This window comes from Veillonella rodentium, from assembly GCF_900187285.1.
In the GTDB taxonomy this organism is placed as follows: domain Bacteria; phylum Bacillota; class Negativicutes; order Veillonellales; family Veillonellaceae; genus Veillonella; species Veillonella rodentium.
In genome coordinates, this window is the sequence record NZ_LT906470.1 from 492,199 (window position 1) to 517,752 (window position 25,554).

The following is a 25,554-nucleotide window of genomic DNA, read 5'->3' on the forward strand; positions in this document are numbered from 1 at the left end:
TTATGTTATGCTGAATTGAGTTGAACTTAGTTGTATTGTGTAAACTACGTAATATTACATGTGCAATTGCAGTATTGAATAAGTATCCTGATATCTTGTTGAGATAGTAATAATCGAACATAGGAGTGTATATGCAGTTAGTACAATCGGAAAATTATCAAGTAGCAACAGAATATGTGAAGCGGCTTGGTGTCGAGGCCGTAGGAAATTTGATAAATACAGCCGTTGATGTCCGTCGTCAGTCATATAGTCCATATTCCAAATTTCAGGTCGGGGCGGCTGTATTAGGTTCGGATGGCATGACTTATAAGGGATGTAATATAGAAAATGCATCCTATGGTCTGACAAACTGTGCGGAGCGCAGTGCTATTTTTAATGCTGTCAGTCATGGATGCCGTGAATTTGTTGCGATCGCCGTCGTAGCCGATACGGACGGCCCCTGTTCGCCGTGCGGAGCTTGCAGGCAGGTGATTGCGGAGTTTAAGATTCCTTATATAGTCATGGGCAATCTAAACGGTGAATATACAGTTGTTACATTACAAGAATTACTGCCGTATTCCTTCGAATCGGCAGATATAAAAACGGAGTCGGTTTAAACCGACTCCGTTTTGTGTTATGCAGATTTGTTAATTAGAATGCAGGTACAATAGCACCTTTATATTTATCTTCGATGAATTTTTTAATTTCCGGGCTATGAAGTGCAGCCATCAATTTTTGGATACGTGGATCACTTTCATTGCCTTTAAGCACGGTTACGATATTTACGTACGGGGAATCGTTGGATTCGATAGCCAATGCGTCTTTACTGGGATTCAAGCCTACGTTCAACGCGAAGTTCGTATTGATCGCAGCCAAAGCTACATCGTCAAGTGCACGAGGTACTTGAGCAGGTTCCAACTCTACGAATTGGTATTCGTTAGGATTGGAGGCGATGTCCTGTACGGTGGACAAGATATTGCTGGAATCTTTCAGTGTGATAAGACCTTGTTTCTGTAACAATAAGAGGGCACGGCCGCCATTTGTAGGGTCGTTAGGAATAGCGATTTTTGCGCTTTTAGGAAGATCTTTCAGATCCTTGATTTGACGAGAATATAAGCCCATCGGTTCCAAGTGAACCGCACCGGCGGATACTAAAGGCAAGTTGTGCGCCTTTGCGAATTCATCCATGTAAGGTGTATGTTGGAAGAAGTTAGCATCGATTTCCTTGTCGCCTAATGCTAAATTCGGTGTATTGTAATCGCTGAATTCGGTGATTTGAAGATCGATACCTTCTTTTGCTAAAACAGGTTTAACCTGTTCTAATATTTCTGCATGCGGTACGGCCGTCGCGCCGATTTTTAAAACTTGTTTGTCGCCGCTTGCAGCCTTGTTGTTATCGCTGCTGCAACCAGCGATTAATAGGGCGCCGCCGAGAATTACGGTTGCCGCCAATGCTAAAAATTTGTTCATTAAAAACACTCCTTTTACAAGAAATTTATGTACCAAGTTTATTTAATAAATCTATACTACTAAATTATTTCCTAGTCTGCAAGAAGGTATTAGTATGAGTTATGCATAACTTAAAGCTATGGTATGAGGAACGTGAAAGTTATTTGCCTATAATCAGCCCTACAGACCACATAATCTGGTAAATCATGGCGGCGCCTGCCGTAGTCCCCATGGCTTTGTCCAATTGGAATTCGTCTGCATACATATCCAAGGTATACACTGTTTTGAATGCTAACGGTGCCGCTAAAAGAGCTAAGAGGGAAAACCATGTCATGTGTCCTACGATAATCCATGCGATAACCCACAGAAAATTAAAGATGTAGCAGATACTCATGAGATGCAGCGCTTTGTCACGGCCCAGTACAATCGGTAATGTACGACGTCCGTGGCTTTCATCATTTTTAATATCCCTGATATTATTGGTCAACATGATGGAACCGACGAGCAACGTAGAGGGAATGCCGGGGATGAGCAGAGCCCACGATAACTCGCGGGTCCATGCATAGCCTGTGATGAGTACGATGGCAAGCCCCATGGCGATACCGGAGGATAATTCGCCGAAGGGTGTACGTGAAATCGGTTTGGGCCCTCCTGAATAGAGGAAACTGATTAAGATGCACACCACGCCGACCGGCAAGTAATACCATGTAATCGTGGCCGATAAATAGAGGCCGATGACGATGGGGACGATCATTACCGTTTTGATGAGGCGCATGATGAGCGTAGGACTCATGGTTCCACGGGTGATGGATCCTGCGTTGCCGACCTTCTGGCCGTGATCGAGACCGCTTTTAAAATCTGCATATTCATTCCACATATTCGCGATGATTTGCGCGGATACGACGGCGAGGAATATGAGCACCGTATGGAATACGGCAAGGGCCGTACCGTGTGCGGCGCCAAATGCATAATAGTTGAAGGATGCCCCTAGTAGAACGGGGCCGAGGGCCGCCGCCAATGTGCGCGGCCGGGTGAGGGGGATTAATTCTTGTATCATATGGTTTATGTACACAACACGTGTACTCCTTTCTGTCTCTATGTATTGTATAGCAGAACGGGCGGGTTGTAAATTATAGCGTGCAGTAACGAAAATAATATATACAGTAGTGACGAGAGATATAGTATAATAATAAATATACGTGTTATAGAAACTTTTACATTCTATAATACTGTTTTATGATTGTTAATCAGTGAGGTGTCTTATGAAAGCTCTCAAGAAAAAACTAATAACATTGGCTTGTGCTACCTGTCTGACTGTCGGAATGGGCGCTGTTGCCTGTGCCGATACGGTTGATATGGGTTACGGCTTACAAGGAAATACTTCGGCCTCCGTGAAAGCGGTGAAGTTGGCGGATATTCCATCTGATCCAGGTATGCGCACCGCGGAACAGAATAAATTGATTCGTCAGGCAAATGATAATGCCCGTGCTCAGGTGAACGCACTTATGCAAAATCAATATTCGGTGCAGTTACCTCAACTTGAAGGTAATGTTGTAGACGGATATTCTATATATCAGTTACAGGGAGCCGATGCAAAAGGTCATCATACGGCATATTATATGACGATAGATTATTCAAAATCCATCATTGACGGGGCAATAGCCATAGAGAAAACGGTTTTAGAAAAAGGTTCCGATGCGGATAAGATAAAAGCAAATAGTAAGCATCCTTTGTCAAAAGAAATTTCGATGTACTCCAAAGCTACCGCTGAAAATAAGCTGCAAAGCGTTAAGGGTGAATCCTTGGATGGGAAAAAGCTGGCAAAGAAAATGACGGAATTTAATGCTAAGTTGCCGGAACAGTTGATTCAATCTTTCAGCCAAGCTGTTTTAGCCGATAAGAAGATGAAAGATTCTGAAAAGCAGAAACTGATCAACTGGATTACATTCGGCATTAAACAGATGAAGGTTGACGCAACGCATATGGCCTACGAGCCGGTTCAAACTCGCTACGGTACGGCTGTAAAAGGCGATCTTCGCGGTTCGCTTGGCTATGACGGATTCAAATCGCCGTTCTCACTCATCGGTTATGCGGTGCCGACAGACAAGGGCGTTTCCGTTCAGTTCCTGTTATCTGAGGATTCCAGTCATGACTACTGGGCTAACGAATTAAATCATATCTATCAGACACAATCTCTTAAGGGAGGCAAATAATATGAAATCTTTGAAAGTATTAGCATGTACCGCTTGCTTAATGGGGACTTTGACGGCTGTAGGCGTGGCAAAGGATGTACATACATTGGCGGGAACGATGACGGTACCTAATGACGTAACGATGGTGACCGCATCTCAGACGAATACCCGTAACTATGCATTAACAGAGGCTCAAAAGGCATTAAATACATCTGCAAATAAAACGAATGCTATGTTGGTTTCTCCGGAACAGTCAGTGGTGAACTTTTTACAGAATCTGGGTGTAAACTATGATGCATACCAATTACAAGGAAATGATAAGACCGGTCAGAAGGATGCCTTTATGGTCGCTGTCGATGTTAAGACCATGGCTGAGGAAATGAATAAAGGTCGCTCCATGAATCCGAATATGGCGGTGGTTATGGGGATGTTAGACCAAGGTAAATTAGATCCGGCGATGGAACAGCTCATGTTGACATCTGTGAACAATGTATTGCCGAAACAAACTACGGTAATTCCTCTAAATGAACCGATTAACGTATCCGGTCGCGATCCTAAAAAGGTTAGCGTTACCCCTAAATCACAAACTACGCTTACGGTAGAGGATACGGAGCCGATGAAACGATTGAACTCTACAAAATATCAGACGTATACGGTGGGTTCCCGCCTGTTGCTGAATAGTAGCGGTTGGCAGGCACCGTATTATGCCAAAGCGGCTCTCGTGATGAAACCGGGAAAACCGACATTGTATATCGGCCTTACAAGCGATGTACAACGCGATTATTTCAGTCCGATTTTTGATAAGGCTTTCAAGTCCATTAAATAGTTTATAATGGTTCGTTGCTTTCACAAATCATACATCATAAAAAATTATGATGTATAAGTATTACTGTGAAGTGTAATAATGGCATTTTGTGGGCAAGACTAATTTATATAGTATTTTATTTTTAGAAAAGGAGATTGATTATGAACACAATTCACACAGACAAAGCACCGGCAGCAGTAGGACCGTATTCCCAGGCAAAGGTATCGGGCGGCTTTTTGTTCGCATCCGGACAAGTACCTATCAATCCGGCTACGGCAACCGTTGTGGAAGGCGGCATTCAGGAACAAACTGAACAGGTATGCAAAAATATCGAAGCCGTATTGACTGAGGCCGGCACGGATTTTTCTAAAGTTGTAAAAACTACGTGTTTCTTGGCGGATATCGGTGATTTTAAGGCGTTTAACGAAGTATATGCCAAGTATTTCACATCTAAACCGGCTCGTTCCTGTGTAGCCGTAAAAGATCTTCCATTGGGCGTTTCCGTAGAGGTGGAAATTATTGCGGAAGTCTAATATGGATTTTGTTTCGTTGTTGCAGGCAGAGATGCGACCTGCATTCGGTTGTACTGAGCCGATTGCGCTCGCTTACGGGGCAGCAAAGGTCGCCTCTGTTTTACCTGAATTTCCTAATCGTATCCATGCACGCTGTAGTGCAAATATCATTAAAAATGTAAAATCTGTAGTCATTCCCAATTCCGGGGGGCGAAAAGGACTTATTACCGCCATCGTTCTAGGTGCTGTTGTAGGACATCCGGAACGTGAACTCGAGGTGCTGGGGGCGGCTACAGATGAAGACCGTAAACGGCTCGGCACGTTGACGGAATCCGAATTCTGTACCGTAGAACTGGCCGAGGGCGTAGACAATCTGTATATCGAGATCGTTGCTGAAAGCGATGACCATACGGCCGTAATACGTATCGAAAATGACCATACCAATGTGACATATCTGGCGCTTGACGGTGAGGTTATCTCCGAGCACGCCGATGAAAGCAAAAATAAGTCGGATACCTGCTCTATGGACTTTGACAGTATTTATAAATTTGCCAAGACAGGCGATATTTCTGAAATTATTCCTCAAATCCAACAGCAGATATCTTATAATTCGGCTATTGCGGATGAAGGCCTTAAGAACTCTTACGGTGCTAATATCGGGCAAATCCTGTTGCTTGATGAGGAAAATCTATCCCTTGAAACTAAGTGCAAGGCCCGTGCTGCGGCCGGTTCCGATGCGCGTATGAGCGGATGTCCGTTACCCGTTGTTATCTGCTCCGGATCGGGCAATCAGGGCTTGACGGTGTCGGTACCGATCATCACGACTGCTGAAGAATTGCAGAAAACGGATGAAGAACTGTATCGGGCTCTCGTTTTTGCCAATCTTCTGACGCTGTACGTTAAAACCGGTATCGGCAAACTATCCGCTTACTGCGGCGTTGTAGCCGCCGGTGTCGTCAGTGTTGCCGGGATAGCCTTTCTGAAGGGTGAAAGCAAAGAAATTATCGGAAATACCCTCGTGAACGGTCTGGCGAGCCTGTCCGGAATCGTCTGTGACGGCGCTAAACCATCCTGTGCCGGTAAAATCGCAATCTCTTTGAACGGCGCTTTTATGGGGTATAAACAGGCCCGTCTCAATAAAAACTACGAAAAAGGCGACGGCCTCGTGGCGTATTCCGTGGATGAAACCATCCGCAGCATCGGTGTCGTGGCACAAGGCATGAAAGAAACCGATGTGGTTATACTCAATGAAATGCTGAAACATTAAGAAAGTATCGATACTAGTAAGTAACTAACGATACTAAATAGAAAATAATACATTACTAAATGATGAAAATGCACCCGCTATTAAACGGGTGCATTTTATCAATAGTTTTTTATTACTCTTTAGTTATTTTTTGATTGCAAAGGTATTTTTTAGTACATCAATAGGTGACAGTTGATAGTCAAAGGAGATTTTATATTCTGATGACGTATCCATCGGTTGTGATAAGATATCGGATATTAGATTAGTCAGGTCGCGTATTTTTGAATATATTTTGACTTGCTCATCGTTAATAATAGTTTCTAATCACACGTCTAAATTATGGGATCTGGAGATTTTGTAATCCCCTTTGTGATAATCTAAATTATTACAAAGGTTTTTTATCGTCATTTTCGATATTACGTTATCAAGGCCTTTAATTGTATTTAAAAGTTTACTTTTACTACTTTCGTTTACGTCGATGACCGTTTCATTATTAATATGTGGAACTGCACCAACAATACCGTTATCCCTAACATCAGCTCTTAATTTCTCGTCCGCCATTATCATGTCCCGATCTAAGGCTTTATCCCAATAGCAATGTCTTATAGCGATACAGTCGTTTTCATCGTCATAGTATACTGTCCAGTTTTCGAATTTGTCGACATCAGTTTGTTCTACATAAAAAATTTCACGAGCATATGAATTAATAGTAAGAATATTGGACTTATAATCTATTCCACCCGGACCTTTTAGATAATACGATATAAAGTTTTCCAATCTAAGCATAGCCAATTTGATAGTTGGCTTGGATCCCACATATATACTAGAAAAATTTCCTGTTTCATATTTTTCCAAAATCGTATTTTCCAAATGTGCACTCCTTTTAAAAAGCAGTTATTTCCAACTGGAAGTAACTGCTTTTTAGTACGTTAATTTATTTATATCCGCTTTTGTCTTATACTTCCCATTTTTTCGGATCTTTTAAGAATAGTGATGCTATCAATCCTACGAGAAGGAAAGGCACCAGAGTCATCATCGCCACCGGCAAGGAGTATGTATCCGCGATGTTGCCCACAACAGGTGCGATGATGCCGCCGATTGTTTGGCTCACCCCGAGGGTGACGCCTGCGGCAAAGCCGATGCTTTTAGCTAAATAGGTTTGCCCCAACACGATGACGGGACTGTAGCTGAGCGCCTTGGCTGCACCGATAATAACCAGTAGAAGATAGCCTAGGGGTAACATAATGGTGGCGGAAAATTCCGGCACTTGCGGCAACAGAAACATGGACGGCAGCCAGAGTAGGAGGGACAGGCGGATGATTTTAATCGGTCCGTATTTGTCGCCAAGCAGACCTCCGATATAGGTCATAAAGATACCGATGCTGAAGAATACGGTGAGGGCAAAGCTGCCCTGTTCGGGGCTCGTTCCCAGTTCCCGTGTCCAGAACACAGGAATGAATGCGTTGATAACGCGGAAGTTAATAGATTGAGACAGGATGATGATAAACAGAATGCCGAAATACATCCAGTAATTTTTGAGCGGAACGGCCGGGACCGTATGATTCCTGGTTATGACGGCCTGTTCAATCGTATTCGCATGGGCTTCGATGCGCGGCATAAGGATGCATAGAATGACTGAAACGATAATTCCGACGACGGTGAAAGCTAACAGCCCGTGAGGTCCTACTGTATAAGCGATGGCCCCCGCAAAAAGTGGTCCGAAGGCAAAGCCCGAACTGCCGCCGATGGCGAAGGTTCCCATGGCCTTACCTTTTTTGCCTCCGCCGAGGCGGTTCATGATTTTGGCGCCTTCCGGATGAAAGATGGAGGAGCCGATACCTGCTAATGTGGCGCAGATAAGAAGGCTTTCATAGGACGTCACAATACCCATTACACCGATGCTGCAGGCGGACAGTAATACGCCTAATGCGATGAGTCGAGGTTGATGAATCTTGTCGGAAATGTAACCCAATAAGGGTTGTAACAGAGATGATAAAGCGGTGTTGGCCAAAATGAGGAAACCCGCCTGTTCCAACGTGAGACCGTAGGTGAAGATAAATAACGGTAATAAGGCGGGCAACACGCTCTGGCATGAATCATTAATCATGTGGCTCACGGTAATCAGATAAGGATAGAATTTCTGCATCAATTTCACTTCCCTTAAAGGATAAACATGATAAATATATTATTAAAAAAGCGCTAACTTGCGTTAGCGCTTTGTGCATGTTATGTGGCAGAGGAGGAGGGATTTGAACCCCCGCGCCGGTTGCCCGACCTACCGCATTTCGAGTGCGGACCCTTCAGCCTCTTGGGTACTCCTCCGTGCTTTACGGCGCTCTTTGAAGAAATCTTTCATAATTTGGCTACATTCATCGCCGAGGACACCTGCCGTGAGTTCCGGCTCGTGGTTTAATCCGGGATGAGATAGCACATTGAATAGTGATTCTACCGCGCCTCCTTTGTAATCGCTCGCACCATATACAACCCTGTCGATACGACTGTTGATAATGGCGCCGGCGCACATCGGACACGGCTCTATCGTAACATACAGGGTACATCCAGTCAACCGCCAACGCTGCAGGCTTTCACAGGCCTCGCGAATGACGAGAATTTCGGCATGAGCCGTCGCATCATGATCCAGTTCGCGGCGGTTGTGATGGCGGGAAATAATCGTATCGTCGTGTACCAAGATTGCTCCGATGGGAATCTCGCCCAATTCATAGGCCTTACGGGCCTCAATGAGGGCTTCTTGCATATATTGTTCATCTTTTGTCATGACCATACCTCTTCATGTATAATATTTTACATAAAGTCTATCATAGTGTGAAGAGTTATGCGAATAGATTGTGTGGGGGAATTATGGATATTATATGGTATATATTCGATATGATCGGGACGATTGCTTTTGCCGTATCCGGCGCCCTTGTGGGGGTGGCGCGGAAAATGGATATCTTCGGTATGTCCGTTCTCGCTCTGGCGACGGCCATCGGGGGCGGTATTGTCCGCGATGTATTGCTCGGCTATTTTCCGCCGAACTCGCTGCGGAATATCGTGTATGTAACGGTGGTCATTGCGGTGACGATTATCGTATTTATTATCTACAGCAGCCGATATCGACGGCAGGTGATGGGGCCTCGCAGTCGGGCCAGTTATCTGTTTGCCGATGCGGTGGGGTTGGCATCCTTTACGGTGACCGGCGCATCTGCGGGCTATACATTGTATCCGGACTTACCGATTTTTATCGTTCTTCTCGGGACGATAACCGCCGTCGGGGGAGGCATTATTCGGGACATGCTGGCGCAGCGCATTCCGTCCGTTCTGAAAGAAGATGTATACGCCTTGCCCAGCATTATCGGCGGCATCGTCTATTACGTTATGGTCATGTACGGCTGGACCGGACAGGCCGTGTATGGCTCTTTCAGTATCGTTCTCATTATACGCCTGTTGGCCATCAAATATCGGTGGAGTTTGCCAAAGGTTCGGTAAGTGCTATAATCGTAGTAATAAGGATTTCATAAAACTGTCAGAAATTAAAGGTATTATAAAGCAGTTATTTCTGCGGGTTACATTGGCCCGCCTATGGAGAAGGAGTTTATATATGACTAATAAGTGGTTGAAAGTGGCCCTCATGGCAACAGCTATTGCTACAGGTACGTCCATCTATGTTGATGCGGAAACCGTTTTGTATGTACCGCAAGATGATCGTCCTGTAAGTTTACAGTACACCGTTGATACGGCGCGTGAAGCGGGGATGACCGTGTTGACACCACCTCAGAATCTGATTTCCGGCAAGACTTATCAAGGTCAGGCGGACAAAATCTGGGACTGGGTCGAACAGAATGCCGGTCGTGCAGATGTTATGGTATTGAGTACGGACTCCCTTATTTACGGCGGTCTTGTTGATTCTCGTAAGCATAATATTCCTCTCAGTGTATTGCAAAATCGGTTGAAACGAATTGAAGGCTTAAAGGCGCGTCATAGAAATGTGCGCATTTACGGTTTCGGTACGGTAATGCGCTCCCCTCGTGCCAGCGGTGGCGGTACGGAGCCGGCATATTACGCCGAATACGGTCCGACTATTTTCCAAATTGCCGCATTGCAGGACAAGATGGATGCAGGTTCCTTGACGCAGGAGGAAACGCAAAAATTGATGAGCCTTCAAGCTTCCGTGCCTGTGGAATATCTGCAGGACTGGTTTGAACGTCGTCAAAAGAACATGAAGGTCAATAAGGGCTTAATTGATGAAACCCGCAGCGGCGTATTCGATTATTTCGCATTGGGCCATGATGATACATCTCAATTATCTCAGTCCGCGTTGGAAGGTCGCTATCTGAATTCCTATTCAAAGGATATTCCTGTTGAAAAATATGGCAGCTTCCCGGGGGCCGATCAACTCGGCTTGTTGTTGATGGCTCGTTCCCGTACCGATGAAAGTGCGGAAAAACCGACATTCTCCGTGATTTATCCTCTCGGCGGCGCCGGTAAAACCTTGCCTGGATACGAAGATCAGACCGTTGATAAGACGATTGCGGAACACGTGCAGGCTGTAGGCGGTACGATGGTAACGCAAGGCAAGCCGACGGTTTTATTGGCTGTGAATACACCGCTTACAACAAGTACGGGGGAATCTGAAAACTTTGAAAACTTCCCGATGATCTCTAAATCCACCAATGCCTTTGTCGATCGCATTCAACAGGCGATTGATTCCGGTGTCAATGTGAGTGTTGCGGATATCGCCTATAATAATGGTGCGGACAATACATTGGTATCCGCTATGTATAAACGCGATATGCTTTATAAAATCGCTGCCTATAACGGCTGGAATACGGCAAGTAATACGGTAGGTTATGCGATTGCGCAAGGCCTGCTGCTCAAAACTATGAGCCCTGAAAGCCATCGCAACATGTTGACGCAACAGTACTTGGATAACTGGGCTTATCAGGCGAATATCCGTAAGGATATTTACCGGATGCAGGATTCTATCCGCACGGATAACGTCCGCTATTCGGGCGAGCTCAATGAACGTCTTGAAAGCTATCTCGGCGAACGCATTCAGGATTTCGCTGAAAAATATCTTAAGGTAAATCCTCGTACGGTGAAAGCTACATTCCCATGGGGTCGTTTATTTGAAACGGATATCACCGTTTATGATAAACCGGTAGTTCCTCTTGAAAAAGAATTGCGTCTAAAACGCGAAGCAGAAGCGAAGGCTAAGGCGGAAGCAGAGGCTAAGGCAAAAGCGACAGGTCAAAATGGACAAGCTGTGCAACCGGCTCAACCTGCACAACCGACACAACAAAAAACAGAAACAGCGCCTTCGAATGTGGTAACACAACCGGCTACGACTTCTCAAGGTCCTCGTCTTGTGCCGACACCGGCCGCTGCACCGGGACATTAATGAAACGAGCATGGTTATGAAAAAGGCATTTTTACCGGAAATTACCTATATGCGCGGACTCTGCATGCTCGGTGTTATCGGCATTCACGTAGGGGCCTATGCATTGCAAAATCCTTTTGTAAATTTACAGCTCATCGGCGTGCTGGAAATTCTGTCACGCTTCGGAGTTCCTGCGTTCTTTTTTCTTTCTGCCTTCGGTTTGTTTTATCACACCTCGGTAGAGGGACCATTCTCATATAAGGAATTTATGCACCGCCGCATTCAGGTGGTGCTATTTCCATATATTGTATGGTCGTTGTTTTATCTGCTTTATGCAGCGGCGACATCTCATAATTTCGCGAATCTGCATCCGGGACCGCTGGCCGTGAATATGTTGTTCGGCACATCCATGTACCATCTGTATTTTATGGTCATCCTTTTGTGGTTCTATGTGATGATGCCGATATGGCGCGTCATGGTGAAAGTCATATTGAAACGGCCCGTGCTGTGGCTGTCGGTTCTTTTGGTGCTACAGGTGGGTATCGATTATGTATCATCTTACATGCTCGGGGCGTGGGTGACACAATATTTCGGCGACCGGCCGGCTATCAAATATCTTTTAGATATGCGCCTCAATTACTGGGTGATTCACTATGTTTGGATTTTTCTTTTGGGTGCCGTTTGTGCCGAGCGATATGATGTGGTGCGTGAGTATATGTGGCGTTACCGCTATGCATTGGCCGTCGGTGCGGTGGGTTCGGCATTGCTCATGCTGGGGGCCTACTACTATGTGATGGATGTATGGCATTACACCGTGCTTGAAGCAATTTATACGGTACATCAAATGAGTCCGATGGGGGTTCTCTATACGGGGCTCGGTACTCTGTTCAGCTTGTTTTTGTTTCAGACGGTACCGCTCAACGTGACGTTGGAGGCCTTCTGGTCTCAAATCGGGGATACATCCTACGGTGTGTATCTGGTTCATCCGTTTTGGCTGCTCATCCTGTCCGGTCTGATGGCAAAATATAATTTAACATATACGGTTATACACGTTGTCGCCATGTATATCATGGCATTGGGCTTGTCGTATCTGACGACCCTTGCGTTGGATCAGTTGCCTAAACAGGTGCGACGTTTTGTATTGGGCCGATAATTATCCGCCGGGCATAGTTTTTTGCTATGCTATGCCGGCGGATTTTTTTATGGAAAAATATTATCTTTCACAAAGTAAAGTGTGAAAATTTAAAAGCAATTATGATATAATAAATTCATGATGATTGCTATTAGAAATAGAGTAACGATATAGAAAAAGAGGTGCTCCTATGCAAGAATTAACATATTTTAACGGCGAATTCGTCGAAGCCGGCGCCAAGGTAGTCAGTATTGATGACCGAGGCTATCTGTTCGGCGACTCCGTATATGAAGTGGTACGCGTTGTAAATGGACGTTGTTTTGCCTTATCGTATCACCAGGATCGCCTGTATCGGTCTATGCGTGAAATGGATATTCCTGTTAAAATGACACCTGATGATTTGACGGAGTTGCATGAGATACTGATTGAACAAAGTGAAATCAAGGACGGGTATATTTATTTGCAGATTTCTCGTGGCGTAGCCCCGCGTCATCATGCCTATGATCGGTCTAAGTTGGAGCCGCAGATGCTTATGTCCATCCGTATTCTGGACATGGAAGCGGTTAATAAATTAGGGGAAGGTGTAAAGGCGATTGCCTTACCTGATGAACGTTGGGGTCATGTGGATATTAAGACGACCAACCTGATTCCGAATATTTTGGCTCAAACAAAGGCGGAAAAGAAATTTGCTTATACGGCCATTTTGTTCCGTGACGATATTTGTACAGAAGGTGCGACGTCGAATGTGTTTGCCGTGAAAGACGGTATTTTGTACACGCATCCGGCGGATAATCACATCTTAAAGGGGATTACACGTCAAATGATTCTGACCCGTGTTGCACCGTCATTAGGCATTACACTTATTGAAAAGGAATTCGACCGCGCCTTTGTGGATGATGCGGATGAATTATTCTTTACCGATACGATTGGCGGTGTTATTCCAATCATCAAACTGGATCGCAATCCTGTATCCGGTGGTAAACCGGGTGCCGTCACACTACGGCTTCGAGAAGCATTACAAAAGTTGATGGAAGAAGGGCTCCCTTGACAGGTGTCTTGGTATCCGTTGTATAAACAGATATCCGGTTTTCCGGCATTATTAAAAATAATGTTATTGGTGTACTCTGTTGTGATAACCTGTGGTCAGGTTAAACTAGTTTAGCATTTACTTTCATAAGAAAGGATAGTATTTTGATAGAATTACAACACATTAGTAAAGTCTATGAAGGTGCTAATCGTGTGGAGGCCTTGAAGGATATCAATCTTACCGTCAAGGAAGGTGAAATCTTCGGTATTATCGGTCAATCCGGTGCCGGCAAGTCCACATTGATTCGCTGCATTAATATGCTCGAAGCGCCTACATCCGGTTCCGTTATCGTAAACGGAACTGATTTAACGAATCTTGGAAAATCCGATTTGCGTAAGGCGCGCAAACAAATCGGCATGATTTTTCAACATTTTAATCTGTTATCATCCCGTACCGTATACGATAACGTAGCGTTCCCATTGGAACTGCAAGGCATGAACAAATCGGAAATCAAGGAACGTATCATGCCGATTCTCGATATCGTTGGCCTTACGGAACGTATGAATAATTACCCGTCTCAATTATCAGGCGGTCAGAAGCAGCGTGTCGGCATCGCCCGTGCATTGGCGTCCAATCCGAAGGTTCTCCTTTGCGATGAAGCGACATCCGCGCTCGATCCGCAGACGACGGACTCCATTTTAAAATTACTGAAGAATATCAATGAGAAGATGGGGCTTACTATCGTCCTCATCACTCATGAAATGCATGTTATTCGCGAAATCTGTGACCGGGTGGCTGTCATTGAAGGCGGCGTAATCCTCGAAGAAGGCAGCACTATTGAGGTGTTCACACATCCTCGCGAGAATACGACAAAGGACTTTATTAGTTCCGTCGTGAGTGATAATCTGCCTCCTGAAGCACTTGCACATCTGGAACTGCATGATCAATGGATTGGCGGTACTGCACCGCTGGTACGTCTTAAATTTACGGGGCAAGCTACAGATGAACCTGTCGTGGCAGGACTCGTAAGACGGTTCGATTTAGATGTCAGCATTCTTTTCGGTGGCATCGATTACATTCAGGATACGAGTGTAGGGCGTCTTATCGTCATATTGAACGGTGACCCTGAAAGGGCGCAGGAAGGGCTTGAGTATATCAGAACGTTGCCAATTGAAAGCGAGGTGATCGGTTATGTCAGAGCAAGTCATTAATCTACTCATAACCGGTACCTTGGATACATTGCAGATGACCGTTGTCTCTACGGTAATGGCGATGTTACTGGGCATTCCGTTAGGTGTTATTCTCGTTGTTACTTCAAAGGGACATATTCTCGAAAATGCCGCTTTGAATAAGGTGTTGGGGGCCGTAATCAATGCGGTTCGTTCCGTACCGTTTATCATTTTGATGGTTGCCATCATCCCGTTTACACGTATGGTGGCGGGTACTTCTATCGGTACGACGGCGGCCTGCGTGCCGTTGACCTTGGCGGCTATTCCGTTCCTGGCACGTCTTGTGGAAACATCGATTAAGGATATTAACTTCGGTGTTATCGAGGCGGCTCAATCGATGGGGGCCAGTCCGATTCAGATTATCTGGAAGGTATTGTTGCCGGAAGCCTTGCCGACTATTATCGACAATGTAACGGTTCTTATCGTGAACCTCATCGGCTACTCGGCGATGGCCGGCGCTATCGGCGGCGGCGGTCTCGGTGATATTGCCATCCGGTACGGCTATCAACGTTTTCAGGCGGATATCATGATTGCGACTATCATTATTTTGGTTATCCTCGTGCAGGTAATTCAGATGATCGGTGACGGTCTATCTAAAGCGATGAATAAGAAATAGGAGGTACTTATGAGCATAAATGAGAAATTAAGAAGCCTACAAAATGATGAATTATTCACCGCTATCCTGACCTTGAAAAATATTGAAGAATGCTATGCGTTCTTTGAGGATATTTGCACGGTCAACGAACTCAAGGCATTATCTCAACGCTTGCAAGTGGCTAAAATGTTGCGTTCCGGTGACAGCTATGAAACAATTGTAGAGGAAACCGGGGCCAGTACGGCTACAATCAGCCGTGTGAAACGATGTTTGGTATATGGTGCCGATGGATACACATTGGCCTTAGATCGACTCGGGGTACAATCAAATACATAAAGCATGACAACGGTGGCCTTCGGCGACCGTTGCTGTACTATGTGAAAAGAGGAAATCTATGGATTGGCTAATAGGAATAACGGGATTACCCTATGATATGTTAGTGCTTATGTTGCTCTGTGTGGCAGGCGCTTTCGCGGGATTTGTGGACTCCATCGTCGGCGGTGGCGGGCTCATTTCCGTGCCGGCTATGCTGCTTACGAACTTGCCGCCCAGCGTGGCTCTCGGCAGTAATAAACTATCCAGCATTTTTGGCGCCGGCAGCGCATCCATCACGTTCTTGCGCAACGGTATGGTCGACTTCAGCCTGGTTCGTAAACTTTTACCGTTTACCTTTATAGGTTCCATGATCGGTACCGTTGCTGTCGTATCGCTGCCGCCGCTCTATGTAAAACCCATTATCATCATTCTTCTTGTAGGTGTGACGCTGTTTGTGGTGTTCAAAAGAAACTGGGGCGAGGTGAACCGTACATCGCAAGTGATGGGACGGGCTTTATATGTTTGTATGGCCTTCGCCCTTGGCATCGGTATGTATGATGGTTTTATCGGACCGGGGACCGGAACATTTCTCATCATGGGTTTTATTTTTACGGGATTTGATTTTCTTCACTCTTCGGCGAATGCGAAGATTTTAAATTTTACCAGTAATTTAGCATCGCTTATTGTGTTTTTCTATCTTGGGCATGTACAAATTTATTATGGATTGGCGGCGGCCGTCGGTCAGGTGATCGGTGCGTATATAGGCTCGCAGCTGGCCATCATGAAAGGTTCGTCTCTGGTGCGTGTCGTGTTTTTATTGGTAACGACTGTCATGCTCATAAAATTGGTGTTTGATTATATTACGAACTTATAGGAGGGCTAGGTATGCCTCATAAAAGTGATGTACAGGTGGCATTGATTAGCGGTGGTACGTCGGGCATTGGGTTTGCTACGGCGGAACTATTGTTGAAGGACGGCTGGTGCGTAGCTATCAACGGTCGTAATGAACGGGAAGGGCAGAAGGCGAAAATGAAATTGCGCCGCTTTTCGTCAAAAGTGCGCTTTGTGCAAGGTGATGTATCGAAAATAGAAGATTGTCAGCGTATTGTAAAGGAAACGGTAAATTTCTTCGGCGGTATTTCGGCACTCGTGACTGCTGCGGGGTATTATGAAGAAGAACTTCTGGCGGATGTGACGGAAGCCGCTTTTGACGAGATGTTCGGCACCAATGTGAAGGGCACCGTATTCTTATGCCAGGCTTCGTTGCCTTATTTACGATTAGCGAAGGGCAGTATCGTAACGGTGGCCAGCGATGCGGGGCTTCAAGGAAATGTGGCATGTTCCGTATACGGCGCATCTAAGGGGGCTGTGGTCAGCTTTACTAAATCACTGTCTTTGGAAATGGCGCCCCACGGGGTGCGGGTCAATTGCGTGTGTCCCGGGGATGTAGATACATCATTGGTGGATAAACAAATCGCCCATGCTCATCAGGATATGGCAACCGCAAAGGCGGAAATGGGGCAGCATTATCCGTTGGGACGCATCGGAAAACCGCATGAAATCGGTGAAGTCATCGCATTCTTGTTGAGCCGTAAGGCTTCGTTCGTAACCGGTGCGGCGTGGACCATAGACGGAGGTCTTACAAGTTGGTAAAGATTTCCCTCATAATGATGCTTTTCGATATAAACCATTTACGGTGGCAAATATAAAATTTCATTTCACTTCTACACATAGAATGGTATAATAATACTAATAATATGACCTATAGTTGGTACACAACAAAGGAGAATAATTATGGCGGAATATAATGGCGTAACACTTGAGCCTCTTATGGACGGTTCTCAAGATCGTGATTATCAAGTTGAACAATTTATTTTCTGGGGGGCAGGTCGTGCGGCAGCATTGGCTTTATCTCCAAAATTCAGTAATGTTGCGCTATGTGCTAATGCAACATATATGGTAACGCGCATTGCCCATTTATATGATGTAGAATTACAAACAGGTGCCGTTGTAGGCTTTGTAGGTGGTTTGAGTACGGCTGTAGCGACTGCCGCTATATCCTTATTGATCCCTGTGAAAGCTGTCCGCATACCTGTGGCTATCGGATTGACGTATGCAATCGGCAAGATTGCACATATCTGGATTCAGGACGGTATGCCTTCCGATATTGAACGCTACAAACCCATGGTTGCGGAATTCTTTGAAAACGGCAAAGCGATGGCCTCCGAAATTGCCCGCGATGCAGCGACCAGCATTCCTTTCACGCAAGGTCAACGCGACGTGTGGGCCGGTATTGCCAATGAAACAGGACTGGCGAAGGAAACTTTGAAACAGGTCTATGATGATAAGGTAAGTCCGGCCATTGAAAAGTGGAATAACGAAACGAAGTATCAACTCCATGATAATGCCGCTGAAGTTGTGGCAAAGGTGTCCGATGCGGCGAAGGAAAAATACGAATCGGCGAAGGACGGATTTGAGACTGCTAAGGAATTAGCTAAAGGCGGAGTGGAGGTAGCAAAGGCTTCGGCTCAAGTGGCTGTGGAGAATGCGAAAACCACGGCTACGAACGTCGTAGGCACTGCTAAGGAATCTGCGGGTCAGGCGATCTCTACGGTAAGGGAAACCACAAGGGCCAAGTTTGACGAATTTCGCAGATAAGCATTGAAGGATTAATGTGATGAATCCATTAAAAATCATTAAATACGGTAAGTTTCTCAGTGAATCCAGATTCGTCGCCTTTCTCGGGCGGTATGGTAAGAAACTTGCCTTTGTACAACAAGCGGTGACCTTGTTTTTCTGTTTGCGGGACGAGGATACGCCGAAATATGTGAAAGCCGTTATTGCCGGTGCCCTGGGATATCTTGTGTTGCCCATTGATATAGTTCCCGATACGATTGCCGTTTTGGGATGGCTAGATGATATGGCTGTACTCGGGATTGCGTATAAGGTTGCCAATCGATATATCAAGACCAGTCATCAGCAACAAGCAAAGAAATTTTTCCCTTTTGGTGGCAATGGGTAAACTTTCACCAATTAAGGCAGTTTAATCCTGTTGTGATTGAACTGCCTCTATTTATTTGACACCCTATAGCAATAGATATACAATGAAATTTGTATTCTGTTTAAGAAGGAAAGATTTATGCATATTGCTTCAATACATGTACGTTTTTATGAAACCGATATGATGGGTATTGCACACCACAGTAATCATTTCAGATGGTTTGAAATGGCCCGCATCGAGTTTCTCCGTCATATCGGGGTGACATTGTGGGATATGATGAATCGGGATATCGTGTTTCCCATTATGAATGTATCCTGCGATTATAAAGAACCGGCCAGATTTGATGATGAAATTCATATTGAGACCTACCTGGTCAAGATGACTCGTGCACAGATGGTTTTCCGCTATCGCATGCGTCGTGCCTCTGACGGTGCATTGCTTGCGACGGGCGAAACGAAGAATGCGTTCATGTCGAAATCGACGGGAAAGATCGTACGGCTGGAGGATACCTTTTATCAACCCATGTTAGCAGCTGTCGAGGAGATGCATCATGAGTAAGCGACAACAATTGCCCATCGGCGTCTTTGATTCCGGGGTCGGAGGTCTATCCGTATTAAAGGTATTACAAGAACAGTTTCCTAACGAAGATTTTGTTTATATCGGTGATAATGCGAATAATCCTGTAGGAAATCGCAGTGATGATGAAATCACCGCGTTGGCATGCCGCATTGCGGATGCGTTAGAAAATCAGCCTGTGAAGTTGATTGTCATCGCCTGTAATACCTTTACGGTGGTGGCTTTGGATGCGGTGCGTGAGCGTGTGTCCGTGCCGGTTATCGGCGTATCTCAAGGGGTGAAGAGCGCTATCGCTGCCAGTAAGAGCAATACTATCGGTATCATGGCTACGGTGGCGACGGTAAACAGTCATATTCACAAACATGTAGCCCTTGAGGTGGATCATGAGGTTCTCGTTTGGGAACAACCTTGCCCCGAGCTGGCGGGATTAATCGAGCAGGGCCATTTAGATGATTATTCTGTGCGTGATGTATGTAGTGAATATTTACAGCCTCTTTTATCACGAGAAATTGATGTGGTCGTCCTCGGATGTACCCATTTCCCGTTTGTACAGTCTCTGTTGGAGGAACTGACGGAGGGGCGAATTCGTTTTATCGATCCCGCTTTTGAAACAAGTGAACTTGTGAGGCGTACATTAGCCGGAAATGATTTGTTCAATCCGCAGGAAACATCGGGCTCTGTGAATTTGTATTTCACGAAGGATATCGCTTTAGGCGATACGTTGAGCGCATCCTTTCTTGATACAAGTCGCAGAACTATAGAGTATATTACATTGTAAAGGAGATGTCCTTATGTGGTTATATAATATCCTAACTGCAGTAGTTGCCATTATCGTAATTATTGCGGCGCTGTACTTATTATTTCGTTTATTTGTCCTTAAACAAGGCGATGAGCATATTGTGTTACTGCCGAAACGGAAAACGAACTTTCAACTATTGGATATGACATTTGATAGCATTACATTGTTCTGTGATATTCCGTTTGTAAATAAGGGGCGTCAGAACGGTACTATAATGGATTTATTCCCTCGTCATCTCTTGCCGGAGGAACAGTTTGATGCGGTGAAAGTAGAGTCCTGGACGATGGATATGAATCGTCCCCGTAACGACGGTTACTTTGAATCCGTCATCATCGAACCACGTAAGGGCGGTACAATTCGTCTATATGTAACATTGAAAGCTAAGAATGGCAACATTCGGGACGCTCTTATCGGTTTCCCTTACATGAATATCGATATCGTATACCAGGTGGTCGGTCGTGAAGACTGGCATATTGCGAAAGATCGTGTACGATTGACACCGGAAGAGTTAGAAGCCGCATTAGGGCATTAAGGAGGCAGCTATGGCAGAGTTAGAATTGGTTACGGTTCCTACGCGTATACTGACAGATAATGACGACATCGTGGATGCCATTATTGAATACGGCGGACATAATATAGGACCTGAGGATATCGTGTGCGTAGCGGAATCCGTTGTGGCGATTACGCAGGGACATTTCACCCGTCCGGAAGAGTTAACGCCGTCCTGGCAGGCTCGTCTCATCAATCGTTTTGTACCTGCAGAGGGGTCCATGAGTTCCGTTTACGGCATGCAGGCGGCTATGGAAATTGACGGTAAATGGAAAGTTCTGGGTGCCTTTATCCTTGGCGCCCTTGCGAAAATATTTAGAAAAAACGGCGTGTTTTATTCCATTTCCCGTGCCGCGGCCCTTGCCGACGACGTAACGGGTACCATGCCGCCATTCGATAAACATATTGTATACGGTCCGAAAAATCCGGATAAGGTAGCGGAGAAAATCGTGTCCCGTACCGGTTGCTACGGTGCCGTTGTAGCGGATGTTAATGACTTGAAGCGCTCCGCCGTACTCGGTACGAGCAGCGGCGTTGACGCCGGTAAAATTGCAAAGCTTTTGATTGATAATCCGTTCGGTAATGACAGTCAAATGACTCCGATTGTTATCATCAAGAATTACGCATCTGTATCTGCGAAATAACAGAAGGCTGTACTCGTCTCATAGAGATGAGTACAGCTTTTTTTATTGTGTTCCGATTGATTTTCTGATTAACCGATTATATATTTTCTAGCGATCTGATCGGTATAGGAGGCTTTATGTTACTAGGACTGGATGTGGGCGGTACTTTTACGGATGCGGTCATCATTGAAGGACATCGTGTGATTGCATCGGCAAAAGCGCGCACAACAAAGGATAATCTTATGGACGGTATCGGTGCAGCCCTTGATGCGGTGTTACAGTCATTGCGTACTCATGCCGCTAAGACAGGCGAAGATGATAGTGTGATGAAATCTATCGAGCAGGTTACTTTATCTACGACTGTTGTGACCAATACGATTGTGGAACATAAGGAAAAACCTGTAGATTTGTATGTTATTACGGGGCCCGGGATGAATGTGGACCATAGTTTTCCCGTACGACCACAATATATAAAGGGATATACGGACCACCGCGGTATTGTAGTGGAAACATCCGTAGTGGATATTTCTGCTAATCGACATAAACACAATCTGGCAGCCGTATCGGCAAAGTTCGGTGTTCGTAATCCGCAAGAGGAACTATTCGTGGCGAATCAGCTGAAACCACATTACGATGTGATTTCGACGGGGAGCAGCCTCAGCGGATCCTTAAATTTTCCGCGGCGTACAATCAGTGCTTATTTTAACAGTGCGGTTACACCTGTATTCACATCATTTAAAATGAGCGTTGAAGAGGCTTTACGAAAACGTAATATTACAGCTCCTTTATATATCCTTAAGGCGGATGGCGGCTCGCTGCCGATTGCGCATATGAAGTCACGTCCTGTTGAAACTGTTTTCACGGGGCCGGCCGCGACAGTACTGGGGCTGTATGCCTTGAGAGCGGTCGGAGACAGTCATACGGTGGCATTAGATATTGGTGGGACTACGACGGATATATCCTTGTGGAAACAGGGACGCCCTCTCATGACGAAGAACGGTGTTTCCATCCGTGAATATCCGAGTGCCGTCCGGTCTTTTGCGGTAACCTCTGTCGGTATCGGCGGCGAGTCCGTGGTACGCATTGAGGACGGGGGTTTAACCGTAGGTCCTGAACGCGTGGGTCCGTCAGCGGCGCTCGGCGGTAAGGAACCGACCTTGGGGGATGCTCTTATCGTGTCGGGCTTTGCCCGATATGGTGATGTGAAGTTGGCCGAAGAGTCAATACGTGCCTTGGATAGTTCATGTCCGGTGGAGGAATCAGCTCAAAAAATTATACATACCGCACTTCAGACTATTCAATGTGGTATCGAAGATGTTGTGGCGGCGGAAAATAAACGTCCCGTTTATGTGGTGGCGGATATCGTGAATCCCGATCTATTTAAACCGGCTCAGCTTGTGGTAGTAGGGGGAACGGCATCGAGCTTAGGTGAAAGTATAGGAACATATCTGAACTTACCGGTTACCATTCCGGATAATGCGGCTGTGGCCAATGCCATCGGTGCGGCCGTGGCTTTATCGACCATCGAGATCACCGTTCATGTCGATACGAAGAGACGTATGCTCGTTGTTCCCGAACTGGGTATTAAGGAAGCGAATTGCACATTGCGTCGTGGTGACGATGTAGTCGATTACGCTAAAACTTTATTGTATGCTGAAGCTGACCGATTGGGTCTCAATCATCATCAGGATGTAGAGATCATCAGTCTGGAGGATTTTCCTGTAGTAGAGGGCTGGCGATCGCTGGAGCGTTTGATTACGGTGAAAGTACAACTTGAAGCGGGGGTGAAACATCATGTGGAATAAAGGCTTGTCATATCGTAGGCGTCATGGATTGATCTCTAAAGGACATTCTATAAATGATAAACACCCGGATGGGAATCCATATGCGATATATAATGCAGGTCAGCTACAAGCCGGTATGAAACCTGTCGAGGCGGTAGAAGACCGTCAGACATTAGGGCTCGTATTTTTCCCTGCCTTTGACTGGAAGATTTCCGAAACCCATCCGGAACGGCAGGAACGCCTGCTTTATACGCGAGACCAGATCGTAGAGGAGGGCTTGCTGGATCTCTCTAATATTCGTGAGTATAACCCGGTCGTAGCCGATTGGGATACGATTGAACGCGTTCATGTAGGGGCCCCTGATTTGGCTTCCTGGGTAACGGAAGCACATCGAGTGTCAGCCGGAGGTGCTATTGCAGCGGCAGACGCCGTATTATCCTGTGAAGTGGATCGTGCATTTGCACTCGTGCGGCCCCCGGGGCATCATGCGATGTCCATGGTTCACGGCATTCGAGGTTTTTGTACCATTAATATTGAAGCCGTCATGATTCAGCATATGCGTCAACAATATGGAATCAAGCGGATTGCCGTGGTGGATACGGACGTGCATCACGGCGACGGGACGCAGGATGTGTTTTATCACGACCCCGATACATTGTATATCAGCTTTCACCAGGACGGGCGGACATTATATCCCGGGACGGGTTTTATGGACGAGTTCGGCGGACCTCAAGCCGTCGGCGGGAATATAGATATTCCGTTGCCGCCGGGCACGGGTGATGAAGGTCTGCTAACGGTGATGCGAGAATTGGTATTGCCTATTTTGGAGGATTTCAAGCCGGATATCGTCATCAATTCTGCGGGACAGGATAATCATTTCAGCGATCCGTTGGCGAATATGCAGGTGACCGCAAAGGGGTATGCGGAACTGGTCGATTTATTGCAGGCGGATATAGCCGTTCTTGAAGGCGGTTATTCGGTGCAAGAAGCGTTGCCGTATGTCAATACGGGTATCATTTTATCTATGGCGGGGCTCGATTACAGCAAGGTTATTGAACCCGCATTTGACCCTGTGCGTTATAAACAGTCAAAGGATGTCACAGTATATATTGATGATCTCATATCGAAATGGAAGGTACAGTGGGCGAATCGATATGATATGGCTGAGGCGGAGCGTTTAGGATCAGGTCCCATATGGTCCGATTATCGCAATATTTACTACGATGAAACGGGGGTTCAGGAGGAACGTATCGAAAAAGTGCGTATGTATGAGGATAAGGTAGGGTGGCACAGTGTTTTATCACGCGGTCAATATGGACCGTACGGCCCGCAAAGTGTCTATGCCATGTTTATCCCTTGGCAGGCTGATGAGGACACGAGGCATGATGCGGTAACGGAGGCGAAACGCGCCAAAATAGAAGGCGGTGCCGACCGTTATGTCGTTGTGGATCCTTTAGGCATGGGGCAATATGAATTATGATTGCTCGAAAGTACTGAGGGATATATCCTCTGTGATGTAAAATAGAAAAAATATGCTATAATAAAGCTAACGGCGCCCCTTTGTGAAGGGGCGTTCTATCTGTATAATTTTAGAATGGTGAGGTTCCTATGCGCAGCGATAACAGAACAGCGGGTCAGTTACGACCTATTAAGATTACACGGCATTTTACGGAATATGCAGAAGGGTCCGTATTAATCGAGTGCGGCAAGACGAAGGTCATTTGCACGGCTACTGTTGAGGATTCCGTACCGCGTTGGCTGAAAGGGACAGGTCAAGGCTGGGTGACAGCGGAATATTCTCTGTTGCCTCGCTCCACTCAGACGAGGGTCAGCCGTGAGGCGGCAAAAGGGAAACAGACGGGGCGCACCGTTGAAATCCAGCGTCTTATAGGGCGTGCGTTGCGCGCCGTCGTGGATCTTAACGCCCTCGGAGAACGGTCCATAACCGTTGACTGCGATGTCATTCAGGCGGATGGAGGCACCCGCACCGCATCTATTACCGGTGCATTCGTGGCGCTTGTTGATGCGGTGGATTTCACCTTCGGCGGTGCAGGAAAGTTCCCGATTACCGACTTCTGTGCGGCGATTTCCGTGGGAATCGGCTCTGACGGTCCTATTACCGATCTTTGTTACGAAGAAGATAGCGCTGCGATAGTAGATATGAATGTGGTGCGCACCGGTTCCGGTAATCTGGTAGAGGTGCAGGGGACCGGTGAACACGGTACTTTTAATCGGGATGAGCTCAATGCATTGCTCGACTTAGCGGAGGCCGCTACTGATGAATTGATGGCGAAACAACGTGAAGTCTTAGGTACTACGGCAAATAAAGTCGGCAAAGAATTTCCGACGGCACCGGAGGTATAA

28 protein-coding genes and 1 tRNA gene are annotated in these 25,554 nt (G+C 46.0%); 23 read left to right on the plus strand and 6 right to left on the minus strand.

What is annotated here, in order from left to right:
* Window positions 1-131 precede the first annotated feature (131 nt).
* A complete protein-coding gene (locus tag CKV62_RS02090) occupies window positions 132-596 on the plus strand; it encodes a cytidine deaminase (protein WP_095065328.1) in 465 nt (154 codons plus the stop codon).
* Between the two features lie 34 nt (window positions 597-630).
* Here the strand turns inward: CKV62_RS02090 and CKV62_RS02095 are convergent, their stop codons facing one another.
* Entirely contained in the window at window positions 631-1,449 is an 819-nt protein-coding gene (locus CKV62_RS02095; RefSeq protein ID WP_095065330.1) for a MetQ/NlpA family ABC transporter substrate-binding protein, read from the minus strand.
* A gap of 139 nt (window positions 1,450-1,588) precedes the next feature.
* Window positions 1,589-2,485: a 1,4-dihydroxy-2-naphthoate octaprenyltransferase gene (menA, locus tag CKV62_RS02100; RefSeq protein ID WP_095065332.1), complete on the minus strand. Its 897-nt coding sequence runs from the start codon at window positions 2,483-2,485 to the stop codon at window positions 1,589-1,591.
* Between the two features lie 205 nt (window positions 2,486-2,690).
* Here menA and CKV62_RS02105 point away from each other — a divergent pair, with 205 nt between their 5' ends.
* The 4 genes from CKV62_RS02105 (at window position 2,691) to CKV62_RS02120 (ending at window position 6,204) form a co-directional block, all read left to right on the plus strand.
* Complete coding sequence (locus tag CKV62_RS02105; protein WP_095065334.1) at window positions 2,691-3,641, plus strand: hypothetical protein; 951 nt, start codon at window positions 2,691-2,693, stop codon at window positions 3,639-3,641.
* A gap of 1 nt (window position 3,642) precedes the next feature.
* Entirely contained in the window at window positions 3,643-4,446 is an 804-nt protein-coding gene (locus CKV62_RS02110; RefSeq protein ID WP_095065336.1) for a hypothetical protein, read from the plus strand.
* A 140-nt stretch (window positions 4,447-4,586) separates the two neighbouring features.
* Complete coding sequence (locus tag CKV62_RS02115) at window positions 4,587-4,958, plus strand: RidA family protein (RefSeq protein WP_095065339.1); 372 nt, start codon at window positions 4,587-4,589, stop codon at window positions 4,956-4,958.
* 1 nt (window position 4,959) lies between these two features.
* Complete coding sequence (locus tag CKV62_RS02120) at window positions 4,960-6,204, plus strand: L-cysteine desulfidase family protein (protein ID WP_095065341.1); 1,245 nt, start codon at window positions 4,960-4,962, stop codon at window positions 6,202-6,204.
* 303 nt (window positions 6,205-6,507) lie between these two features.
* Here the strand turns inward: CKV62_RS02120 and CKV62_RS02125 are convergent, their stop codons facing one another.
* From CKV62_RS02125 to tadA, 4 genes are all read right to left on the minus strand, one after another.
* Window positions 6,508-7,053, minus strand: a complete 546-nt coding sequence (locus CKV62_RS02125) for a hypothetical protein (protein ID WP_231968355.1) — start codon at window positions 7,051-7,053, stop codon at window positions 6,508-6,510.
* An 85-nt stretch (window positions 7,054-7,138) separates the two neighbouring features.
* Window positions 7,139-8,329, minus strand: coding sequence for an MFS transporter (locus tag CKV62_RS02130; protein WP_095065343.1), 1,191 nt, complete (start codon window positions 8,327-8,329; stop codon window positions 7,139-7,141).
* 85 nt (window positions 8,330-8,414) lie between these two features.
* Window positions 8,415-8,505: transfer RNA gene (locus CKV62_RS02135), tRNA-Ser, on the minus strand.
* On the minus strand, window positions 8,459-8,959 hold the full coding sequence (gene tadA, locus CKV62_RS02140) for a tRNA adenosine(34) deaminase TadA (RefSeq protein WP_095066694.1): 501 nt from the start codon (window positions 8,957-8,959) through the stop codon (window positions 8,459-8,461). Before tadA ends, CKV62_RS02135 begins: the two co-directional genes overlap by 47 nt.
* A gap of 83 nt (window positions 8,960-9,042) precedes the next feature.
* Between tadA and CKV62_RS02145 the strand changes: the two genes are divergently transcribed.
* From CKV62_RS02145 to rph, 18 genes are all read left to right on the plus strand, one after another.
* Window positions 9,043-9,669 carry a trimeric intracellular cation channel family protein gene (locus tag CKV62_RS02145; RefSeq protein WP_095065345.1) on the plus strand — a complete coding sequence of 209 codons (627 nt, stop codon included), beginning with the start codon at window positions 9,043-9,045 and terminating at the stop codon, window positions 9,667-9,669.
* 112 nt (window positions 9,670-9,781) lie between these two features.
* Window positions 9,782-11,581 (plus strand): DUF4127 family protein, encoded by a 1,800-nt coding sequence (locus CKV62_RS02150; protein WP_095065347.1) that lies wholly within the window; start codon window positions 9,782-9,784, stop codon window positions 11,579-11,581.
* 16 nt (window positions 11,582-11,597) lie between these two features.
* Complete coding sequence (locus CKV62_RS02155; RefSeq protein ID WP_169835170.1) at window positions 11,598-12,713, plus strand: acyltransferase; 1,116 nt, start codon at window positions 11,598-11,600, stop codon at window positions 12,711-12,713.
* Between the two features lie 169 nt (window positions 12,714-12,882).
* A complete protein-coding gene (locus CKV62_RS02160) occupies window positions 12,883-13,740 on the plus strand; it encodes an aminotransferase class IV (RefSeq protein WP_095065351.1) in 858 nt (285 codons plus the stop codon).
* A gap of 143 nt (window positions 13,741-13,883) precedes the next feature.
* Window positions 13,884-14,930, plus strand: coding sequence for a methionine ABC transporter ATP-binding protein (locus tag CKV62_RS02165; RefSeq protein ID WP_095065353.1), 1,047 nt, complete (start codon window positions 13,884-13,886; stop codon window positions 14,928-14,930).
* Window positions 14,911-15,564 carry a methionine ABC transporter permease gene (locus CKV62_RS02170; RefSeq protein ID WP_095065355.1) on the plus strand — a complete coding sequence of 218 codons (654 nt, stop codon included), beginning with the start codon at window positions 14,911-14,913 and terminating at the stop codon, window positions 15,562-15,564. The genes CKV62_RS02165 and CKV62_RS02170 overlap by 20 nt, the downstream gene beginning before the upstream one ends.
* A 9-nt stretch (window positions 15,565-15,573) precedes the next feature.
* A complete protein-coding gene (locus CKV62_RS02175) occupies window positions 15,574-15,879 on the plus strand; it encodes a YerC/YecD family TrpR-related protein (protein ID WP_038117953.1) in 306 nt (101 codons plus the stop codon).
* A gap of 58 nt (window positions 15,880-15,937) precedes the next feature.
* Window positions 15,938-16,732, plus strand: coding sequence for a TSUP family transporter (locus CKV62_RS02180; protein ID WP_095065357.1), 795 nt, complete (start codon window positions 15,938-15,940; stop codon window positions 16,730-16,732).
* Between the two features lie 11 nt (window positions 16,733-16,743).
* Window positions 16,744-17,511: an SDR family NAD(P)-dependent oxidoreductase gene (locus tag CKV62_RS02185; RefSeq protein WP_095065359.1), complete on the plus strand. Its 768-nt coding sequence runs from the start codon at window positions 16,744-16,746 to the stop codon at window positions 17,509-17,511.
* 141 nt (window positions 17,512-17,652) lie between these two features.
* Window positions 17,653-18,516, plus strand: coding sequence for a hypothetical protein (locus CKV62_RS02190; protein ID WP_095065361.1), 864 nt, complete (start codon window positions 17,653-17,655; stop codon window positions 18,514-18,516).
* 19 nt (window positions 18,517-18,535) lie between these two features.
* On the plus strand, window positions 18,536-18,880 hold the full coding sequence (locus CKV62_RS02195; RefSeq protein WP_095065362.1) for a YkvA family protein: 345 nt from the start codon (window positions 18,536-18,538) through the stop codon (window positions 18,878-18,880).
* Window positions 18,881-18,997: 117 nt separating this feature from the next.
* Window positions 18,998-19,417 carry an acyl-CoA thioesterase gene (locus CKV62_RS02200; protein WP_095065364.1) on the plus strand — a complete coding sequence of 140 codons (420 nt, stop codon included), beginning with the start codon at window positions 18,998-19,000 and terminating at the stop codon, window positions 19,415-19,417.
* Window positions 19,410-20,213 carry a glutamate racemase gene (gene murI, locus CKV62_RS02205; RefSeq protein ID WP_095065366.1) on the plus strand — a complete coding sequence of 268 codons (804 nt, stop codon included), beginning with the start codon at window positions 19,410-19,412 and terminating at the stop codon, window positions 20,211-20,213. The genes CKV62_RS02200 and murI overlap by 8 nt, the downstream gene beginning before the upstream one ends.
* Before the next feature lie 13 nt (window positions 20,214-20,226).
* Window positions 20,227-20,766, plus strand: a complete 540-nt coding sequence (locus CKV62_RS02210) for a hypothetical protein (protein ID WP_095065368.1) — start codon at window positions 20,227-20,229, stop codon at window positions 20,764-20,766.
* 10 nt (window positions 20,767-20,776) lie between these two features.
* On the plus strand, window positions 20,777-21,427 hold the full coding sequence (locus tag CKV62_RS02215; protein ID WP_095065370.1) for a coenzyme F420-0:L-glutamate ligase: 651 nt from the start codon (window positions 20,777-20,779) through the stop codon (window positions 21,425-21,427).
* Window positions 21,428-21,543: 116 nt separating this feature from the next.
* Window positions 21,544-23,211 (plus strand): hydantoinase/oxoprolinase family protein, encoded by a 1,668-nt coding sequence (locus tag CKV62_RS02220; RefSeq protein ID WP_095065372.1) that lies wholly within the window; start codon window positions 21,544-21,546, stop codon window positions 23,209-23,211.
* The gene (locus tag CKV62_RS02225) at window positions 23,201-24,670 is read left to right on the plus strand and encodes a histone deacetylase family protein (RefSeq protein ID WP_095065374.1); all 1,470 of its coding nucleotides are present in this window, start codon (window positions 23,201-23,203) and stop codon (window positions 24,668-24,670) included. Before CKV62_RS02220 ends, CKV62_RS02225 begins: the two co-directional genes overlap by 11 nt.
* Window positions 24,671-24,798: 128 nt before the next feature.
* Window positions 24,799-25,554: a ribonuclease PH gene (gene rph / locus CKV62_RS02230; protein WP_095065376.1), complete on the plus strand. Its 756-nt coding sequence runs from the start codon at window positions 24,799-24,801 to the stop codon at window positions 25,552-25,554.